Raw genomic sequence first — 18282 nt, 5'->3', positions numbered from 1 at the left:
TCCACCGGGCTCAACGTCGGTGCCTCGGAGTGGCACGCGCGCGGGGCGTACCAGCGCGGCGAGCTGAACAACTACATCCTGTCCCGCGACTCCAAGGTGATGTCACCGGACCGCATCCTGTACTCCCTGGCCTACGCGGAGGGCTTCAGCAAGGCGAATGCCCAGCTGACCGAGACCTACTTGGAGATCGCCCAGCAGACCGGGCGGCTCTCGCCGAGGACCGTGGAGATCCTGCGCAAGCAGCTGAGCACCCCGGAGCTCACGCTGGCCCAGGTGCTCAACGGGTTCGGGCTCGACGCGGCGAAGCTGCCGGCGAACTGGTCCTTCGAGGACCTCGACAATCTCGTCAAGAGCGAGTACCGGAACCAGGGGCCCCCCAAGCAGCTCCCGCTGCCCTTGGACACCACCACGGCCCCGGTCAAGGCCGAACTGCCGATGACCGCCGCGGCGGCCGAGTGGGCGGCTGATCTGGTCGGCATCGACCGCTCCGACGTCACGTTCAAGATCATCACGAACCAGAAGACGCTGGACACGTGGGGCCGCGAGGACGCCCACGGCGCCACGCCGACCGAGAAGTACACCGACGAGGACGGCAAGCAGTACGAGAAGGGCGGGGTCGTCCTCCTGGCGCCGTCGGCCTTCCGCGACCTCGAAACGCTGGTGCGCGTCGTCACGCACGAGACGCGGCACGCCAAGATGCTGCAAGCGGACATCACTCCCGGCAACACGCCGGTGACGGTCCTGGAGGGTGACGCCGACGCGCACGACCGGGCGGCCATCGCCCGCCTGCGCGGACTGGCGGAGGGCGGTACTCCCCCGACGTTCCCGGAGAAGAGCACCTACGAGGGCATGCCGCTGGCAGAAGGCCCCGTCCCGCTGCTGTTCTACGGCGCCGACGCCTACCACGCCGCCGCCTCCGGCGCGGACGACCCGACCCACCTGCTCCGGTACGGGCTCTCGCAGGGCGTGGCGGCGGCGGAGGACGTCGTCACCAACTCCCTGATGTCCGAAGAGGACCTCGCGGACGTCAACACCGACAGCTTCGGTGACGACCTCAACTTCTCGCTCAACGAGAGCCAGAAGCTGACGCTGGGCAACGACGTCGAGGTCATCCACAAGCCGAAGCCGGACTACCTGGACGACGACCAGGTCGACCAGCAGGGCGTCAACGAGGTCGGCTCCTACACGGTCGACCGGCTCTTCAAGCTCGGCCTGGTCCCGCCGACCGTCTACTGGGAGGGCGACGACGACTACCGGCCCGGTGTCATCCGGCTGTGGCTCGACGACACCATGCCCGGTAGCCCGGACCCCTCCGTCTACGGCGCTTTCCACCGTGACGCCCTGGCGTTCCTGGACTGGTTGACGGCAAACGACGACCAGCACCCGAACAACTACGTCACCACCGTGGACGAGGAGACCGGCGAGCTGGTGCCGCGGCCGGTCGACTTCGGTGCCTCGTTCCCCGGCACCTCCGACCGCGCGTACTCCGAGGAGAACATCCGCACCAGCCCGCACCGCTCGCCGTTCGCGGGTGCGGTCGTCCAGGAGGAGCTGGCGGACCCGACCCGGCAGCTGCACCCCGAGCTGCTGGCGAACATCCGCGCGGTCACCGCCGACCAGCTGCGGGCCGACCTCGCCGCGATCGGCATGGACGCCGACCGGATCGAGGCCGCGCTCTCCGCCCTGGAGGTCATCCAGCGGACCGGCAGGCTGACCGGCGAGGCGAACAGCGCCCGCCCCGAGGGTGACGGCACCCCGGACGGGGGCACACCCGGTGACCCGGACCAGCGTCCGGACGCCACGCCCGAGGAGAACGCGTCCACCGAGGAAGCCGGGGAGGCAGGGCAGACTCCGGAGAGCGAGCCGGAGACGGAGACGACCGCCCCGGCGGCGACCACAGACGGACATCTCGTTGAAGGAGACAACAGTGACAGTGCAGTTCCAGGTGGCGTACGTGGACGACCTCCCGAGGAGGGCGGGACTGCTGGTGTCGGGGTACCTGACCGCCGGGACCATGACGGACGACCTGGTGTTGAGGGATCCGGAGACGGACACCCAGTGGCAGGTGCTCGGCGTGGAGTTCCCGACGCCGAGGGCGCGGGAAGAGGGTCGGACGACGGTGCTGGTCGAGCGGTCGGAGACGCCGCCTCAGGTCGGGATGACGCTCACGAGCTGACCGAGGCGCCCCGCGCCGACGAGGTCCTCGCCGCGGAGGGCAGCGTCACGGAGGTCGGCGACCTCGGCGCGCTGCTGACGCTGATGGGCCCGCTGCCCGGCATCTCGGTCGAGCCGAACGCCGACGGCGGGCCGCGGGTCACCTTCGAGTCCACCGGTCGCACGGTCGACGTCGCCATTGCGCTCACCGACAGCCGCCTGGGCTACCTGGACGTGCGAACCAGCGCCTCCGGCTCGACCGTCGCCCTGGTGGGCGTCGGCAGGGCCAGCACCGTCGTCGAGGCGGTCACCATGCTCGCGGAGCGGCTGGGCATGGTCGAGTTCTGGCACCGCCAAGAGGCCCAGCTCCCGCAGTCGGTGAACCGGGACCCGCGCACCCCCTACCCCGCTGTCGTCAATTCCCCGATCCAGGGGATGAACGCGGCGGCCAACGGGATCCACGCGCTGGGCCTGGAGTTCGGCGCGGACGGCGGGCTTGTCGGCACCAGTCTGCGCAGGAGCTTCCGGGACGCGCTGTCGCGGGTGCGGGAGCAGGTCACGCCCGCCGAGCTGGACCGGCTCGTCCGCGAGGGAATCCTCTCCGCCCGAGCCAGGTCGGTGCTGATCACGCTCGGGCACGAGGTTCCCCCTACCGCCACCGGTGGCAGGCCCGAGGCCGCTCTGCCGCAGGCTGAGGCGTGGGACGGAGTGCTCCGTTCTTCTTCCTCGCAGCGGGCGTTCGACACACGTGATCTCGTCACGGTGCTCGACACGCTCGCCGCGTCGGGTGCGGTGCCGGGACTGCGGCACGGCCCGCACGTGCCGGGACAGCCGATCCAGATCCTCATCGGCTCCACTCAACTGCGCCTGGACGTGGAGCAGCCCTCCCGCTTCCTCGGGCACGGGGGCGCGCTGTCCCTCTTGCTGCGCAGGAGCGACACCCATGTGGTCATCGAGGTCGGCAAGGGCGTCGACGTGGCACGGGCCACCCGGGAGCACGCCTTCCACCTGGGCAAGCTCGCGCACGAGATCGCCGAGGCGGGGCGGGCGGACACGGTCCGGGACCTCTCGCGGCGCATCACCGGCTCCCTCGTCGACGCGAACACCGCGGGCCGGATCGCGGTGCTCAACACCATGGCCGCGCAGTGGGCCGAGCGGCCCTCCGCCGCGCTGGCGCGGGACTTCCTCGCGCTGGCCCGGCGCACCGGCGAGGAGCTGCCGACCGGGCTGCGGCTCGCCGAGCAGCTGACCGAGACGGCGCGAACGCTGCTCACCACTGCCCAGGAGGCCAGCGCGGACAGGACCGGGGCTGACTCCCGGACCGGAACGCGACCGAAATCGGCGAACACGGCGCCTCCCGCCCGGCCCACGCTCCGCGAAGCGCTCGCGGCCGAGGGCGTGAGGGTCGCCTCGGATTCCACCAGCGTCACCACATCCCTCTACCGCGTCACGGGGCGTTCCGAAGAGATCGGCGTTTTCACTCCGATGCGCTCGAGGGGCGGCAGCGACACGCGCGGCGCGCCGCGTCGCATCGTGTCCGCGGCGTACGTCGCCGAGGCGCTCGGCGCGACCAGCATCGTGGACGAGGCGGTGTTCTGGGACAGCCCGGAGGGCCCGGGTGCGGTGCGCCGCACGGTGCCCGGCACGACGCCGGGGCACGCGGACGTCACGAGCTACTCGGAGTTCCACCAGCAGCTGGCCGCGGCCGTGCACTACGCGGTCGGGTACTACGCGGAGGGCACTTCCTCGGAGACCGGGCCCTCTGGCGAACCGCGCCTCTCCGGCTTCCACCGCTCGTTCCCGCCGGGCAACGAGCGCCGCGGGCGGCTGAACAAGCCGGTCATCAAGTCCGACTTCGTGGCATCCGTGGTCGAACAGCGCACCGTCTTCCGCGATGACGTGCTGGCCAGGCTGAGGGCCGTGACGCCGGACCGCCTCACGGCGCGGCTGCGCGCGTACGGCTTGACCGAGCAGGAGACCGCCGGGGTCCTCAAGCGGATCGAGGAGATGCTCAACCACGGCCGCATCCTCGGCGAGGGCGTCGAGGTCTACTGGTCCGACGGCACCACGGCCAGCCGCCTCCAGCCGGCGCCCCTGCCCGCGGAGGGAACCGTTCCCCCCGCGCTGGCGAACGTGCCCGCCGCGGGCCTGCACCAGCGCGAGATCGACATGCAGCGCCGCCTGGGCACCCGGGAGGCCGGCCGGATCGGCACCCGGCCGCGGCCCACGATCGGCCCGCCCCTGCTCGGGCCCGCCAAGAACCCGATCGGCAGCTTCATCGCCGACGAACGCCCCGGTCGCCACCCGGAACGGGCCGCCGACAAGACCACCCGCCTGCACGCGATGTGGCGCACGCTCGTCGTGGCGAAGTGGCCGCACCTCGGCCTGGCGACGACGCGCTTCGACGGCCTGGCACAGATCGGGTCCGGCGTGGTGGTGGAGTTCGACCCCAGCCTGCGCGATCCCCTGGCTCCCAAGGCCTACGACGTCCTTGACCGGCAGCGGGTCGCGGCGGCGCAGTACCTGCTCGGCAAGCGCAGCGAGTACTCCACGCACCGGACGCGGCCGGACGGGAGCCTGGTGCTCACCGACGACGGGGACTCCCTCCCCGGGAAGTTCGCCGGTCACCCGACGGAGCTGGCCATCGGGTCGGACTTCATCAACGACCAGTTCGGCATCGCTTTCGCCCCCGAGGTGCTCGCCGAGCTGCGCGCGATCGACCCCGTCGTCCTCGGCGAGGTGCTGGCGGAGACCGGGCTCGACCGCTACGAGATCGACGCCGCGCTCATCCGCCTGTGGGAGATGCAGCAGTTCGGCAAGATCACCGGACAGGCGTCGCGGGGCCCCGTCTCCGGCAAGGACAGCTACGGGATTCGCCGCGGGCGCGCTGAGCAGCACCTCACCGCGGCTGAGCAGGGCGTGGAGCTGCCCAGGACCGCCGAGACCGTCCTGCGGGCCGCGCTCCTCGCGGGCGTCGAAGGCGATCTGGCGAGGGTCACCGAGCTCGTCATCGAACACGACCAGCGGACCCTCGCCTGGTTCGCCGAGAACGGCGCCCCCGGCGCCATCCCGGTCGAGAAGCGCGGGACCGCGATCTGGCTCGCGCCCTCGGCCTTCGCCGACATGGCCACCCTGATCAAGGTGCTGACGCACGAGCTGGCCCACGCCAACCACCTCCGCAAGGGGATCACTCCCGGCAACACCGCCAGAAGCGTGCTGGAGCGCTACGCCGACAGCTACGCCGATGCCGCGCTCCGCCAGGCGCGCGGAGAACGCGGCAACCTCACCGGCCAGGTCACCGAACCCACCAAGGGCGAGGGAGACCAGACCGAGTTCGACGACGACATCGAGTTCCTGTTCCACGGCGGCCACCACCACGGTGCGCCGTTCCAGCCCAACGTGGGCAACGGAGTGCCCGCGACAGCGGTGCGCTTCGTCGCCGATCACCTCCGGCAGTTCCCCGGCGAGATCCGGGAGGCCCGGCACAACGACCCGGCGTGGTCCGCGATGGTGCGGGACCTCCAGAAGGCGGTTCAGGACGGCGACCCGAACGCTCAGCGGATCAACCAGGTCCTGGCGCGCCTGGACGCCCGGCAACTGCCCCACACGGTCGCCCTGATCGCGAAGGTGAACGGCAGGACGCACGCGGTGACCTTGGTGACGTTGACCGCCAAGACGCCGTCGGCGGTCAACGGCGGGCTCGCGGTCCAGGTTTCTGGCTCGCTCGGCCTGCGGCGGGAGGCCGCGGAAACCGCCACTCACCACCACCTCGCCAAGATCTCGATGAACAGCGGCCGCGTCGTGTTCGACCACAGCGGCACGCGTGGTCCCCTGGCCCGGAACGACACCTTCCACAGCGACCTCGGCCGCCGCCTCGGCCCGCACGCCCACGCCTTCGACGCGCCCTTCCAGCACCTGCTGCGCCAGGTCGGCCCGCAGCAGGCGCTGGAGCAGCGCTACCGCGGCTTCCCCGGGGTGCCGCTGCACGACTCCGTCTGGACCAGCGGTGACGCCGCTCAGCTCGTGCAGGGCGTCGAGGCGCGGCTGAGCGCCCCGGACCAGGCCCCCGCTCCCAGCCCGGCCAACGTGGGTCGAGGTGTGCCGCCGTCGGCGGTGGAGAAGATCGCCCGCGAGGCGCACGAGTTCCGCGAGCAGGGGCAGGGCAGTGGCAAGGTTGACGTCGTCTACCCCGGCCACCCCTACTGGGATCGGTTCGAGGCCCAGGCCAAGGCGTTGGGCGTCCACCCCAGAACCTCGGCGGGACTGGGCGGCACGCGCGGGGACGGTCTCGTCGTGGCTCACGTCAACGGCAACGTCCGCGCGGTCGTGCAGCTGGAGACGTGGGCCGGTTTCTACCTGGCCAGACCGCTCGTAACTGCTCCCGGCGTCGCTCAGACCGTCGCGGGCGCGATCGAGCTGGAGCTGGCGCGGTTCGCGAGCCTGCCGCAGGACGAGAACACCGATCCGTGGCGGATCGTGGGTGTCTCTGGCAGCCCGGAAGCATCTCGGGCGAGCCTGGAGATGGGGCGCCGGATGGACGGCGGCCACCGCGACCTGTCGCTGGAAGCCGACTCCATGATCATGCCTGCGGACGCGGGCGTCATCGTGTGGTCGGTGGAAGCGCGGATGGCCGTGCTCAAGGAGGAGGCGGCGCAGGCGGAGACGGAGGCTCGCTCCGGCGAGATCCACCGCGCGCGGTCGGCCGAGGACCTCGCCAGCCAGCGCCTGGAACTCGGTCGACAGGTCGCCGAAGCGGGGATCAAGCCCGGCGTCATCGACCTTCCGAACAACCGGCAGGCCATCCACCAGGCCGTGCGGGGCGGGGAGGAGAACAACGACAGCGCCGCCGTGCGGATGCTCGACGTCTCCACGCTCGCCGAGGAACTCGGCTCCCCGGACCTGGTCGCCCTCACCACCGGTGTCCCCGGTTCCGGCGCCGTCCAGCTGATCGAGCGCGGCACCACCATCACGCCGGACGAGATCGGTCTGCACTTCTCGTTGCGCGACATCAAGCGGGCCGCCGTCCTGGAGTACGTCGCCGGCGTGATGTACCGCGATGCCGGCGACGTCGTCTCCGTGAACGGCTCTCCGGTGCTGCACGGCAACTCGTCCTCGCTCCCAGGAACCGGTGTTCGCGAGTCCACGTCCTTCAACGCCGAGTCGGCCTTCGACCGCTTGCCGTTCCTGGGGCTCTGGCTCGACCTCGCCAAGACCGGCCACAAGCTGGACCCGGACATCGTCAGCTCGGTCGCCCGTCTGCTCGGCAAGAACCTGCAGGCCCTCCTCAGCCTCGGCGATCGGGACGCCAAGGCCTGGCTGGCCGAGCGGGCCAGGGAGATCAGCGAGACCGGGGCCATCACCGGCCGCGAGTGGGGCGTCGACCTCACCTCGACCGGCCTGGAGATCTCCCAGGAGACGGTCGCGAAGGTCGCGGCGAAGGCCGGGCTGAGCGCCGAGCTGGCCCAGGTGAACGTCCGCCTGTCGATGCTCGACCCGGAGGAGCTGGCCCACATCCGGCGCGAGGGCGCGAACGGCGCCACGCCCGTCGACAAGCACGGCCTGGAGATCATCCTCGCGCCCTCGGCCTTCGCCGACGAGAAGACCCTCATCAAGGTGCTGGCGCACGAGCTGGCCCACGCCAGGCAGCTGCAGCAGGGCATCACCCCGGGCAACACCTCCTTGGCCCTCCTGGAGAGGCACGCGCACGACGAGGCCGATGCCGTCCTGGAGCTCGTGGCGCGCAAGGAACGCGGTGAGGTCCCGGAGGACGAGCCCCGCGCCCGGGTGTGGTTCCCGACGATCGGTCAGGAGCCCCCGGACCCCGCTCACCAGAACGCCAAGTACATGTTCCACAGCGGCGCCGAGGTCCCGCCGAACATCGGCGACGGCGTTCCCGGCGAGGCGATGGACTTCATCGCCAAGCAGACCAAGCGCTTCTTCGGCCAGAGCGGTCGGATCACCCTGGTCGAACGCGGCACGCAGGAGTGGGCGCTGTTCGAGCGGCAGGCGCTCGCGCTCACCCAGAACATCGGCAACTCCTCCGACCGCGTCGCGCTCGGCCGCATGGAGGTGCGGAGCTCCTTCCGACAGGAGCACGACTTCGTCCTCGTCGCCCACGACGACCAGGGAATCCAGGCGTCGCTCGGCATCAAGGCCCAGGACGGCGACCTCACCGTGACGGCGTTCGGCAACGCCCACCGCGGTGTCCCCGGCGCGGGAACGGCGCTGCAGTACGCCCTCGCCGACCTGGCGACGCAGCAGCGGGGCCGGGTGCTCAGCGGCTACGAGTTCGACAGCATCGGCGTCTACCACCAGGCCATCGGGCGCAGGATCGCCGACGGCGCGGCCGCGGTCCTGCTGAACGACGACTACAACTCCATGTGGACCGCGGAGGACGCGGCGCAGGTCGCCGGCGGAGTGCGGCAGCGACTGGACGGGCGCCGCTGGGAGCACACGCTCTCCGACGCCGAGCTCGCGGCGCTGGAGGAGCTGGAGAGGGTTCGCGAGGAGAGGTGGGCGGCCGTCGTCGCCGCCGCCGAACGCGCCGGGCTCTCCGAGGTGCTCGACCTCGTCGACTACGTCGAGTTCATCGACGATGCCCCGACGCTGGAGTGGATGGAGCAGGGACGGGCGCTCGGAACGACCCCGGTCGACAAGGGCGGCAGGGAGATCTGGCTCGCGCCCGGCGCCTTCATCAGCCAAGAGGCGCTCATCGAGGTGCTGGCGCACGAGCTGGCCCACGTCCTGCAGTTGCGCGCGGGCCTGACCCTCGCCAACACCCCGTTGAAGGACCTGCAGGACCACGCGCGGGCCTACGCGGCGGCAGCGCTCGCCAGGGCTCGGGGCGAGCAGGTGGACGACGTCCCGCTGCCCCGGGAGAACGAAGACGCCGTGAAGCGGGAGGACATCCTCAAGCCCTTCCTGCACCACGACCACCCCGCCGGGCATGACGCTCGTCAGCTGACGGGGCCGTCGGTCGCCGACGTCCCGCCCAACACCGGGCAGGGTGTGCCCCGGGAGGCGATGGACCTCATCGCCAGGCAGGCCGCGCGGTTCTTCGGCGCGAACGGCGAGATCTCACTGGTCGAGCGCGGCAGCGCGCAGTGGGCGAAGTTCGAGCTCCAGGCGCGTGCTCTCAGCGAGAGCGGGAGCGGCACACCGATGTACGCCGAGGGCAGCGCCGACAACGTGCTCGCGCCCTTCCTCGGCAAGCCGGACTTCGCGCTCGTCGCCCACGACGGCAACGGCCTGCAAGCGGTGATCACCTTCTCGGTCAACGAGGACGCGTACTACGGGAACACCCTCGTCGAGCACCGCATCGGCAACGCCTACAACGGAGCGCCCGGTGCGGGAACCGCGCTCATGTACGCACTCGCCGATGTCGCCCAGGAGCGGCGCGCCACCGTGCTCAGCAACCACGAGGACGCTGGCGGCGCGCTGTACCACCAGACCATCGGCCGCCGCCTCGGCAGAACCGCCTTCAACCTCTACGCCAGCCTCAGGCACAACTCGGCGTGGAGCGCGCAGGACGCGCTGGAGATCACCGACGGGGTGTACGACCGACTGGGCGGCCGTGACTGGCGTTCTCCGGGCAGCGCTGCCGACGCCGACACGACGCAACGGCGGCGGGAGCGGGCGGCGAAGCTCGTGGCCGTCCATGACGTCGCGGCCAGGGCTGGGTTGACCGCGTTGCTGGGACCGGTCGACGTCGTGATCGTCGACGGCGGCCCGAAGCTGGCGGCGATGGAGCGCGGCGAGACGCTGTTCGCGGCGCCGGAGAACGAGTACGGACAGGAGATCTGGCTGGCACCTGGCGCGTTCGCCAGCGAGGAGAGCCTGGTCGCCGCCCTCGCTCAGGCGCTGACCTACGCACAGCAGCTCCAGCAGCACAGCCTCTCCGACGACACCCCGGCCAAGGCCGACGAGGCGGCCCGCGTCGCGCTGGCGAGGGCCCGCGGCGAGGACCCGGGCAACCGCCTGGTGGACGCCGTGCAGGCACGGCTCCGGGCGGGCAAGCAGTTGGTGCTCCGCTTCCTGCGCTACGGCGCCGAGCCACCCGTCACGCCCGTCCCGCCCAACACCGGCCAGGGCGTTCCCGAAGAAGCGATGGACTTCGTCGCGGACCAGACCGAGCAGTTCCTCGCCAACCACGGCCGGATCGCCGTCGTCGAGCGCGGCAGCGCTCAACACGCGGAGTTCGAGCGCCAAGCGCGGGCGCTGAACGCGGACGCGAGCGAACACGACTTCATCATCATCGCCCGCGATGCGAACGGCTTCCAGGCTGCGCTGGGGATCCAGGTAAGCAGCGAGGGCTTGGCATCGCGCACGCTCGGGAGCTCGCCGAGCCAGGCGACCGGTGCCGGTACCGCCCTGCAGTACGTGCTCGCCGATCTCGCACAGCAGCGAGGTCTGCCCGTGCTGAGCACCTACGACAACACCGACGACGAGACCTACCACCGGACGATCGGCCGCCGCGTCGGGCACGACGCGATCGTGCTCGACCAGCAGCTCCACGCCCAGGTCACGAAGCTGCGTTCGGTGGAAGGCGCCGAGGCCTTCTTCGAGGAGGGCCGCGGGCACCTCGTCAACTCCCGGTGGACCGCTCAGGACGCGGCGCAGCTGGCCGCCGGGGTGCGGGAACGCCTCGACGGCCGCGGCTGGGGTTCGCCGGGCGATGACGGACCGGCCCCGGACCCGAACCCGGTCCCGCCGAACACCGGCGACGGCGTTCCGGACGCGGCGCTGGCGTTCTTGTCCTTCCACACCAACGCCTTCCGGGCAATGGGCGGCAAGGTCGAGATCATCGACGCCACCGATGACGCGCGTCTGGACGAGTTCCGCGAGCAGGCGCCCGAGTCGACCAGGGCGACGGGGCTGCCCCCGTCGATGTGGGACTCGCTCAACCACGGCCAGAAGGTCGTCGTGGCGCACGTGGACGGCCTCGTGCAGGCCACCATCGCGATCACCGAGACCGACAACGGCTTCATCGAGGTCGATATCGAGACGGCGCTGACCGCAGGGTTCGGACTGGACGCGAGCGTGAACACCGCGGCGGTCGCGGCCGAGGCGGAGCTGGCCAAGTACGCCGCGCAGCGGAGCATGGCCGTCGTCAGCGTCGCGTTCGAGGACAACCACGTCCACAACGCGATCGGCCGCCGGGTGAACCGGAAGTCCGTGCAGCGCGGGCCGGAGGCGTTCGACTCGATCTGGTCGGCCTCGGACTCCTGGCGGATCACCGAGCACATCACCCCCGGCGAGGTCCGGGCGCCACGGGCCGAGGACGTCCCCGCGCGCACCGGCGAGACCGTCCCCGCCGAGGCGGTGGACTTCATCGCCTTCCGCACCGACCAGTTCTTCGCCGAGGGCGGCAAGATCACGCGGATCGAGCCGGGCACCAGGCGGTGGGCGGAGTTCGAGCGGCAGGCGCTGGCGCTCACCCCGGACACCGATGTCGCAGACGAGCGGGTCAGCCAGGGCAGGCGCAACGTCCTGGAGACCTTCCGCTCCACGCCGGAGTTCGCCTTCGTCGCCCACAACGCCGACGGCATCCAGGCCGTGCTGGGGGTCGAGCAGGGACCGGGCGGCCTCAAGGTGACCACGTTCGGCAACGCCCACCGTGGCGCGGCTGGTGCGGGCACCGCGATCCAGTTCGCCCTCGCGGACTTCGCCGGGCGCGACGACGTGAGCGTGGTCAGCGACCTCGGCGGGATCGCGGACTACCACCGGGCGACCGGCCGCCGCCTCGACGCCGGCACCGGCGCGCTCTGGACCGCGGACGACGCCAACGCCATCGCGGACGGGGTGCAGGAACGCCTCGGTCGCGGCTGGGAGTCCTTGGAGGACAACCCCTACGTGGTGTGGGGGCACGAGCGCGCGGAGGCGATGGAGCTCGCAGAGGCGCTAGCCAAGGTCCAGGCGGCTGCCACGGCCGCGCGGCTGCCCGTCGTTGCGTCCTCGCGCCCCGGCGAGGTGATCGTCGACGGCATTCGCGTGGTGGTCGTCGAGGACGCCGTGATCGAGGCGTGGATGGAGCGCGAGGGCGCTCACGGAGCGACGCCCGTCGACAAGGGCGGCGACGAGATCTGGTTGTCGCGCAGTGCTCTCGACGGCGACGACGTGGTCGCTCACGTCTGGTACCTCGCGCACGAGCTCGCCCACGCGCGTCAGCTCAAGGCCGGCCTCTCCCCCGGCAACACCTCCAGGAAGCTCCTCGAGAAGCACGCGCACTCCGAGATGGACGCCGCGGTGGCCAGGGCGCGCGGTGCCAAGACGATCCCCGACGTGATGGACATGCCCACCGTCGGGCAGGAGCCTCCGGAGAAGGGCACCGAGCACCCGCGATTCCTGTTCCTCAAGGGATTCTTCACGTCCGCGGTCGCGTCCCCGCCCAACGTCGGCAACGGGGTCCCGCAGGAGGCGATGACCTTCATCGCCCGCCACACCAACCGGTTCTTCGCCGACGGCGGCCGGATCTCCGTTGTGGAGAAGGGCAGCCAGGAATGGCTGGCGTTCGAACGGCAGTCGCGTGCGCTGATGGACATCCGTCCCGGCCGGTCCGAGATCGTCAAACGCGGTCAGAACCACGTGACGAACGCGTTCAAGGGTGAACGCGAGTTCGACCACGACTTCCTGATCGTCGCCCACAACGACGACGGCATCCAGGCGGTCTTGGGCGTCAAGGACGTCCCCAAGTACGACGGCCTGAGAGTGACGTTGCTCGGCAACACCTTCCGGGGGGTCGCGGGCGCCGGAACCGCCGTGCAGTACGCCCTCGCCGACATCGCCCGTGAGCGGGGACGGAACGTCTACAGCTCGTACGAGTCGAAGAACGGCCTGTCGTCCAAGCCCTTCCACCAGGCGCTCGGCCGACGCCTCGACGGGCGGGCTCAGCAGGTCAATCCGAGCTACCAGGCGCTGCTCGCCGAGCACGGCAGCGGCGTGGCCGGCGACCACACCACCAGGTTCACCTCGGCGTGGTCGGTGGAGGACGCCGGGCAGGTCGCCGACGAGGTGCGCAAGCAGATCGGACGCGGGTGGCGGTCCCCCGGAGCAGCCCCCGGCACCAGCGCGCAGCAGCAGGCCGAGCAGCGAACCGCTCGCCTGCACGCCGCTCGCGATGCCGCGGAGTGGGCCGGGTACGCCACGGAGCTCGACGCAACCGAGGGCACGCTGCTGATCGAAGGCGTGCGGGTGGTACTCATCGACGACGCGCCGACGGCGGCGTGGATGGCCCGGGAGAACGCGAGCACCGTCTCTCCGCTCGACCGCAGCGGCGGTGAGTTCTGGTTGGGGCCCAAGGCTTTCGTTAGTGACGAGGCCCTCGTCCACGCCATCGCGGCCGCGTTGGTCCATTCCAAGGCCCTCGAACGCGTCCTTCCGTGGGACGACCGGGGGTGGCAGGCCAAGGCCGATGCCGAAGCCGCCGCCGCGCTCGGCAGGGTGCGCGACGAAGACCCGGCCGACGTTCCCGCGCGTGACCGGAACGAGTCGCCGTTCACCAAGGGCCGCGCCTTCCTGGCGTACCGGCCGCAAACGGGGACAGCCGACATCACCCACGGCGCGGAGGAAGCCGCTCTCAAGCAGCGCTTGGCCGCCCCGGACGCACGGGTGTGGGAAGAGCAAGGCGGGTCCGCGCTCAGGGACTACGGCAACGCCCGGGTCGGCCCGGAGAGCGATCCGATCGGTGTCCTGATCCCCCAGGGGCAGATGGCACAGGACCCGAGCGACCCCGAGAGCACGATCAACCGCCTGCGTGCGCAGTGGCGGACGCTGCTCGCAGTGGGCTGGAAGCACCTCGGCGTCCCACCCGCCATGCTGAACTCCCCCGACGGAGACGGCGTCGTGCTCCAGCACGTTCCGGACTTCACCCGGGGCGTCGACCTCGCCACCCTGCGCTCCCTCGACGGGCAGCGCGCCGCGATCATGCACTACCTGCTGGCCAAGACCGGCCTGTACGGCGCGGCGGGCACTGACGCGGCGGGGCGCCTGGTGCTGCTCGGCGACCCGGACATCCTGCCGACGGAGGAACAGGTCGAGTCGGGCGATACGAGCATCGACTCCGAGTTCGTCCGGGAGCACCTCAACCGGCCGTTCGACGCCGTGGTCCAGCGCGAACTGCTCGACATCGACCCGAAGCGCGTCGCCGCGGCACTGCGCTCGTCGGGCATCTCGGAGGACCTCGTCCACGACGCTCTCGCCCGGCTGGCCGAGATGCGGCGGGAGGGCCGGATCACCGGGAAGGCGTGGGGACACGTCGTCCGCAGCCAGGTGAACCTCTCCGAGGAGTACGACCACGTCTACACCAAGTGGTTCGTCGAGGGCTCCTCGAACGTCGCTCCCACGCTGGAGGCGAACTTCGAGACCGTGAAGGAGGCCGCCAAGCGGGCCGGGCTCTGGAGAGAACTGCGCAAGGTCTCCACCGTCATCGAGCACAGCACGGAGAACCAGCAGTGGCTCAGGCGGGAGAACGCGCTCGGCGCAACCCCCGTCGACAAGCGCGGCGACGAGATCTGGCTGGCCCCCGCCGCCTTCGCCGACATGGAAACCCTCGTCCGAGTCCTCGCCCACGAACTCGCCCACGCCAAGCAGCTGCGCAAGGGCCGCAACCCGGCCAACACCTCCGTGAACGTGTTGGAGGAGCACGCGCACGCCTCGGCCGACGCCGCGCTCGCCAAGTGGCGGGGCGGCAGGGCGAAGCGGGTCCGCCTGCCCAGGATCGGCAAGCAGCCCCCGGTCCCCGGCACCGAGAATCTGGACTTCCTGTTCTTCCGGGAGCACGAGCACAGCCATGCGCTGCTCACCAAGGGGCTCTTCAGGTCCTCCCGCGCGTTCCCGCCCAACGTCGGCAAGGGCGTCCCGGACAAGTCGCTGGACTTCATCGCCCGCCACACCAAGAAGTTCTTCGACGCAGGCGGCCGGATCTCCGTGCTGGAGCGGGGCAGCCAGGAGTGGCTGGCGTTCCAGCGGCAGTCACGTGCGCTGATGGACACCGAGCACGCCCGGTCGGAGAACGACCTCCTCGGCCGGTACTACGTGGACGACGCGTTCACCTCCGACCACGACCTGATGCTCGTCGCCCACGACGACGACGGCATCCAGGCGGTGATGGCCGTCGAGGACCTCAGGCTCAGGGATCGGTCCATCTACCGGGGCCTGTACGTGAAGTCCCACGGAAGCGCGTACCGGGGCGCTGTGGGCGCAGGCACCGCGTTGAACTACGCCTTGGCGGACATCGCCAGTCAGCGGCGGCTGAACATCTTCAGCTCGTACGAGGTGCACGACACCCAGTCGTCGAAGCCCTACGACCTGGCGATCGGCCGCCGCCTCGACGCGAACGCGTTCAAGCTCGACTCGGACTACGAGCAGACACTCAGGCAGTACGGCAAGTTCCACGGCCGCAGGATGTTCCACAGCCGGTTCACCTCGGCGTGGTCGAGGGAGGACGCCGAACAGATCACCGCGGAGGTGCGGGCGAGGATCGGGCGTGGCTGGGAGTCCGACGGACAGGCCCCCAGCGCCGAAGCCGCGCAGCGAGCCGCGCAGCGGGCAGAGCACCTGGAAACCGCTCGCGACGCCGCGGAGCGGGCTGGCTACACCACGGAGTTCGACGCGGCCCAGGGCACGCTGAAGATCGAGGGCGCTGACTATGTGATCGTCGACGACGCGCCGACGGTGGCGTGGATGGCGTCGCAGAACGCCAGCAGCGTCACCCAGCTCTACCGGCGCGGTCACGAGGTCTGGTTGGGGCCCAAGGCCTTCGTGAGTGTCGAGTCCCGGATCAGCGCCATCGCGGCCCAGGTCGCCTACGCCAGGGCCACCGCTCGCGATGGGCGAGCGTCCCACCAGGAGTGGCGGGCCGAGGCCGACGCCGAAATCGCCGCCGCGCTCGCCAGGGCGGGGATCGACGTCTCCGCCGACGCGCCCGCGCGCGGGGCTGACGAGAAGCTGACCACAGACAACGACGACTTCCTGGCGCACCGACCGCGCGCGGTGATCGCCGACATCGCCCACGGCCCTGAGGAACGGGCCCTCGCCGAGCAGCTGACCGGTCCGGACGCGCGGCTGTGGGAAGTGGACGACCCGTTCAAGCGGGGCGAGCTCCGGGACTACGGCAACACCCGGATCGGGCCGGAGGACGACCCGATCGGCGTCGTGCTCCGCACGGGGAAGCAGCAGGTGATCGCCGAGTGGCGGACGCTGCTCGCGGTGGGCTGGAAGCACCTCGGCGTCCCGGCCGCCGTGCTGGACTCCGCTGAGGGCCGCGGTGTCGTGCTCCAGACCGTGCCGGGCTTCACGCGGGGCACCGACCTCAGCACCCAGAAGTCCCTCGACGGGCAGCGCGCCGCGATCGTGCACTACCTGCTCGCCAAGTTCGGTACGTACGGCGTGCGCGGCACGGCGGGCACCGACGCGGCTGGGCGCCTGGTGCTGCAGGGCGACCCGGACATCCTGCCGACGCGGGCACGGGTCGAGGCGGGTGGGGTGCAGATCGCATCCGACTTCGTCAGCGCGAACCTCAACACGAGGTTCCACCCCGACGTCATGCGCGAACTGCTCGCCATCGAACCCGACCGCGTCGCCGAGGCACTGCGCTCGTCGGGCATCGCCGAGGACATCATCGAGGACGCGCTCGCCCGGCTGCGGGAGATGCAGCGCGAGGGCCGGATCACCGGGCAGGCGTGGGGCCGGGTCATCCGGGGCAAGACCGACCTGTCCGGCGAGTACGACCGCGTGTACAACGAGTGGTTCTCCGAGGGCTCCCCGACCGCGCTCCCCACGCTGCCCATGAACATGGACACCGTGAAGAAGGCCGCCAAGCTGGCCGGACTCCGGACCGAGCTGCGCTGGGTCTCCAAGGTGGTCATGAATCACTCCGTGGAGACGCAGGACTGGTTCAGGCGGGAGAACGCCCTCGGCGCCACCCCGGTCTTCTACCGCGGCACCCAGATCTGGCTGGCACCCGCGGCGTTCTCCGACATGGACACCCTCGTCCGGGTCCTCGCGCACGAGCTGGCCCACGCCAGGCAGCTGCGCTGGTCGCGCTCCCCGGCCAACACCTCCATCGACCTGCTGGAGGAGCACGCGCACGCTTCGGCCGACGCCGCCATGGCCAAGGCACGGGGCGGCAGGGCGAAGCGGCCTCCGCTGCCGCGGATCGGCGAGAAGCCCCCGGTCCCCGGCACCGAGAAGGTCACCTTCCTGTTCCACCGGGAGGACGGGCACGACCACGTGCCGAAGGCCGGCGACGTTCCGGCGAACTTCGGGCCTGGCGTCTCGGACGAGGCACTCGGGTTCATCACCGCGCACGTCGAGACGTTCCGGGCCGCGGGCGGCGAGGTCGACATCGTCGACGCGAACGATCCGCGCCGCACCTCCTTCGCCGAGCGGGCACGGGAACTCGCGGAGACGCGGACGGGCGACCCCATCGTCGACAACAAGCACCGCGCCCTCCTCCGAGCGTTCGAGAAAGGGCAGAAGTTCCTCGTCGCGCACGTGAACGGCACGCCGCACGCGGCCATCGGGATCACTGAGGCCAACGGCACGATCGTGGTCGAGAACGAGTCGCTCGGCAGCCTGCACCACCCGGTCACGAGCACTGCCCCGGTCGCCGTCCAGGCCCGCCTGGCCGAGCACGCGGCCGAGCGGGGGCTGCCGGTGCTCACCGAGGTCGGCGGGGACCCCTTGCTGCTCAACGCGATCGGCCGAGAGCTGCGCCACGTGGTCGCCTTGCGCCACCGCGCCACGTACTCCTCGTCGTGGTCGGTCGAGGACGTCAACCGGATCGCCGGCCACGTCGTCCCCGAGGTGGCACCGACGCCCGTCGCACCGCCCGCCCCGGCCAACACCGGCCAGGGCGTGCCCCAGGAGTCGATCGCCTTCGTCGCCCGCCAGACCGAGCGCTTCTTCGCCGCGGGTGGGCAGCTCTCCGTTGTCGAGCACGGCACACCGCGGTGGCAGGAGTTCCGCAGGCAGGCGCTGGCGCTCACGCCGGACGAGGGCGACGGGAAGAGCCGGGCAGGCTACGGCAGGAAGAACGTCCTCGAGACCTTCCGCGAACCCCACACCTTGCTGATCGTCGCCCATGACGAGAACGGTCTCCAGGCGACGCTCGGTGTCGAGGTCCGCGAC

General features: G+C 71.2%; 1 protein-coding gene (only partly in view). It reads left to right on the top strand.

The whole window is internal to a WXG100-like domain-containing protein gene (locus ABD798_RS19855) on the top strand: the coding sequence, 76215 nt in all, runs 34848 nt past the left edge and 23085 nt past the right edge, and what appears here is coding positions 34849-53130, spanning codon 11617 (complete) through codon 17710 (complete); the first complete codon in view begins at position 1. The start codon and the stop codon both lie outside this window.

The sequence above is a fragment of the Allokutzneria multivorans genome, from assembly GCF_039537405.1.
GTDB lineage: Bacteria > Actinomycetota > Actinomycetes > Mycobacteriales > Pseudonocardiaceae > Allokutzneria > Allokutzneria multivorans.
Note: the sequence above shows the minus strand (reverse complement) of the source record. Positions and strands in the feature narration are given on the sequence as shown.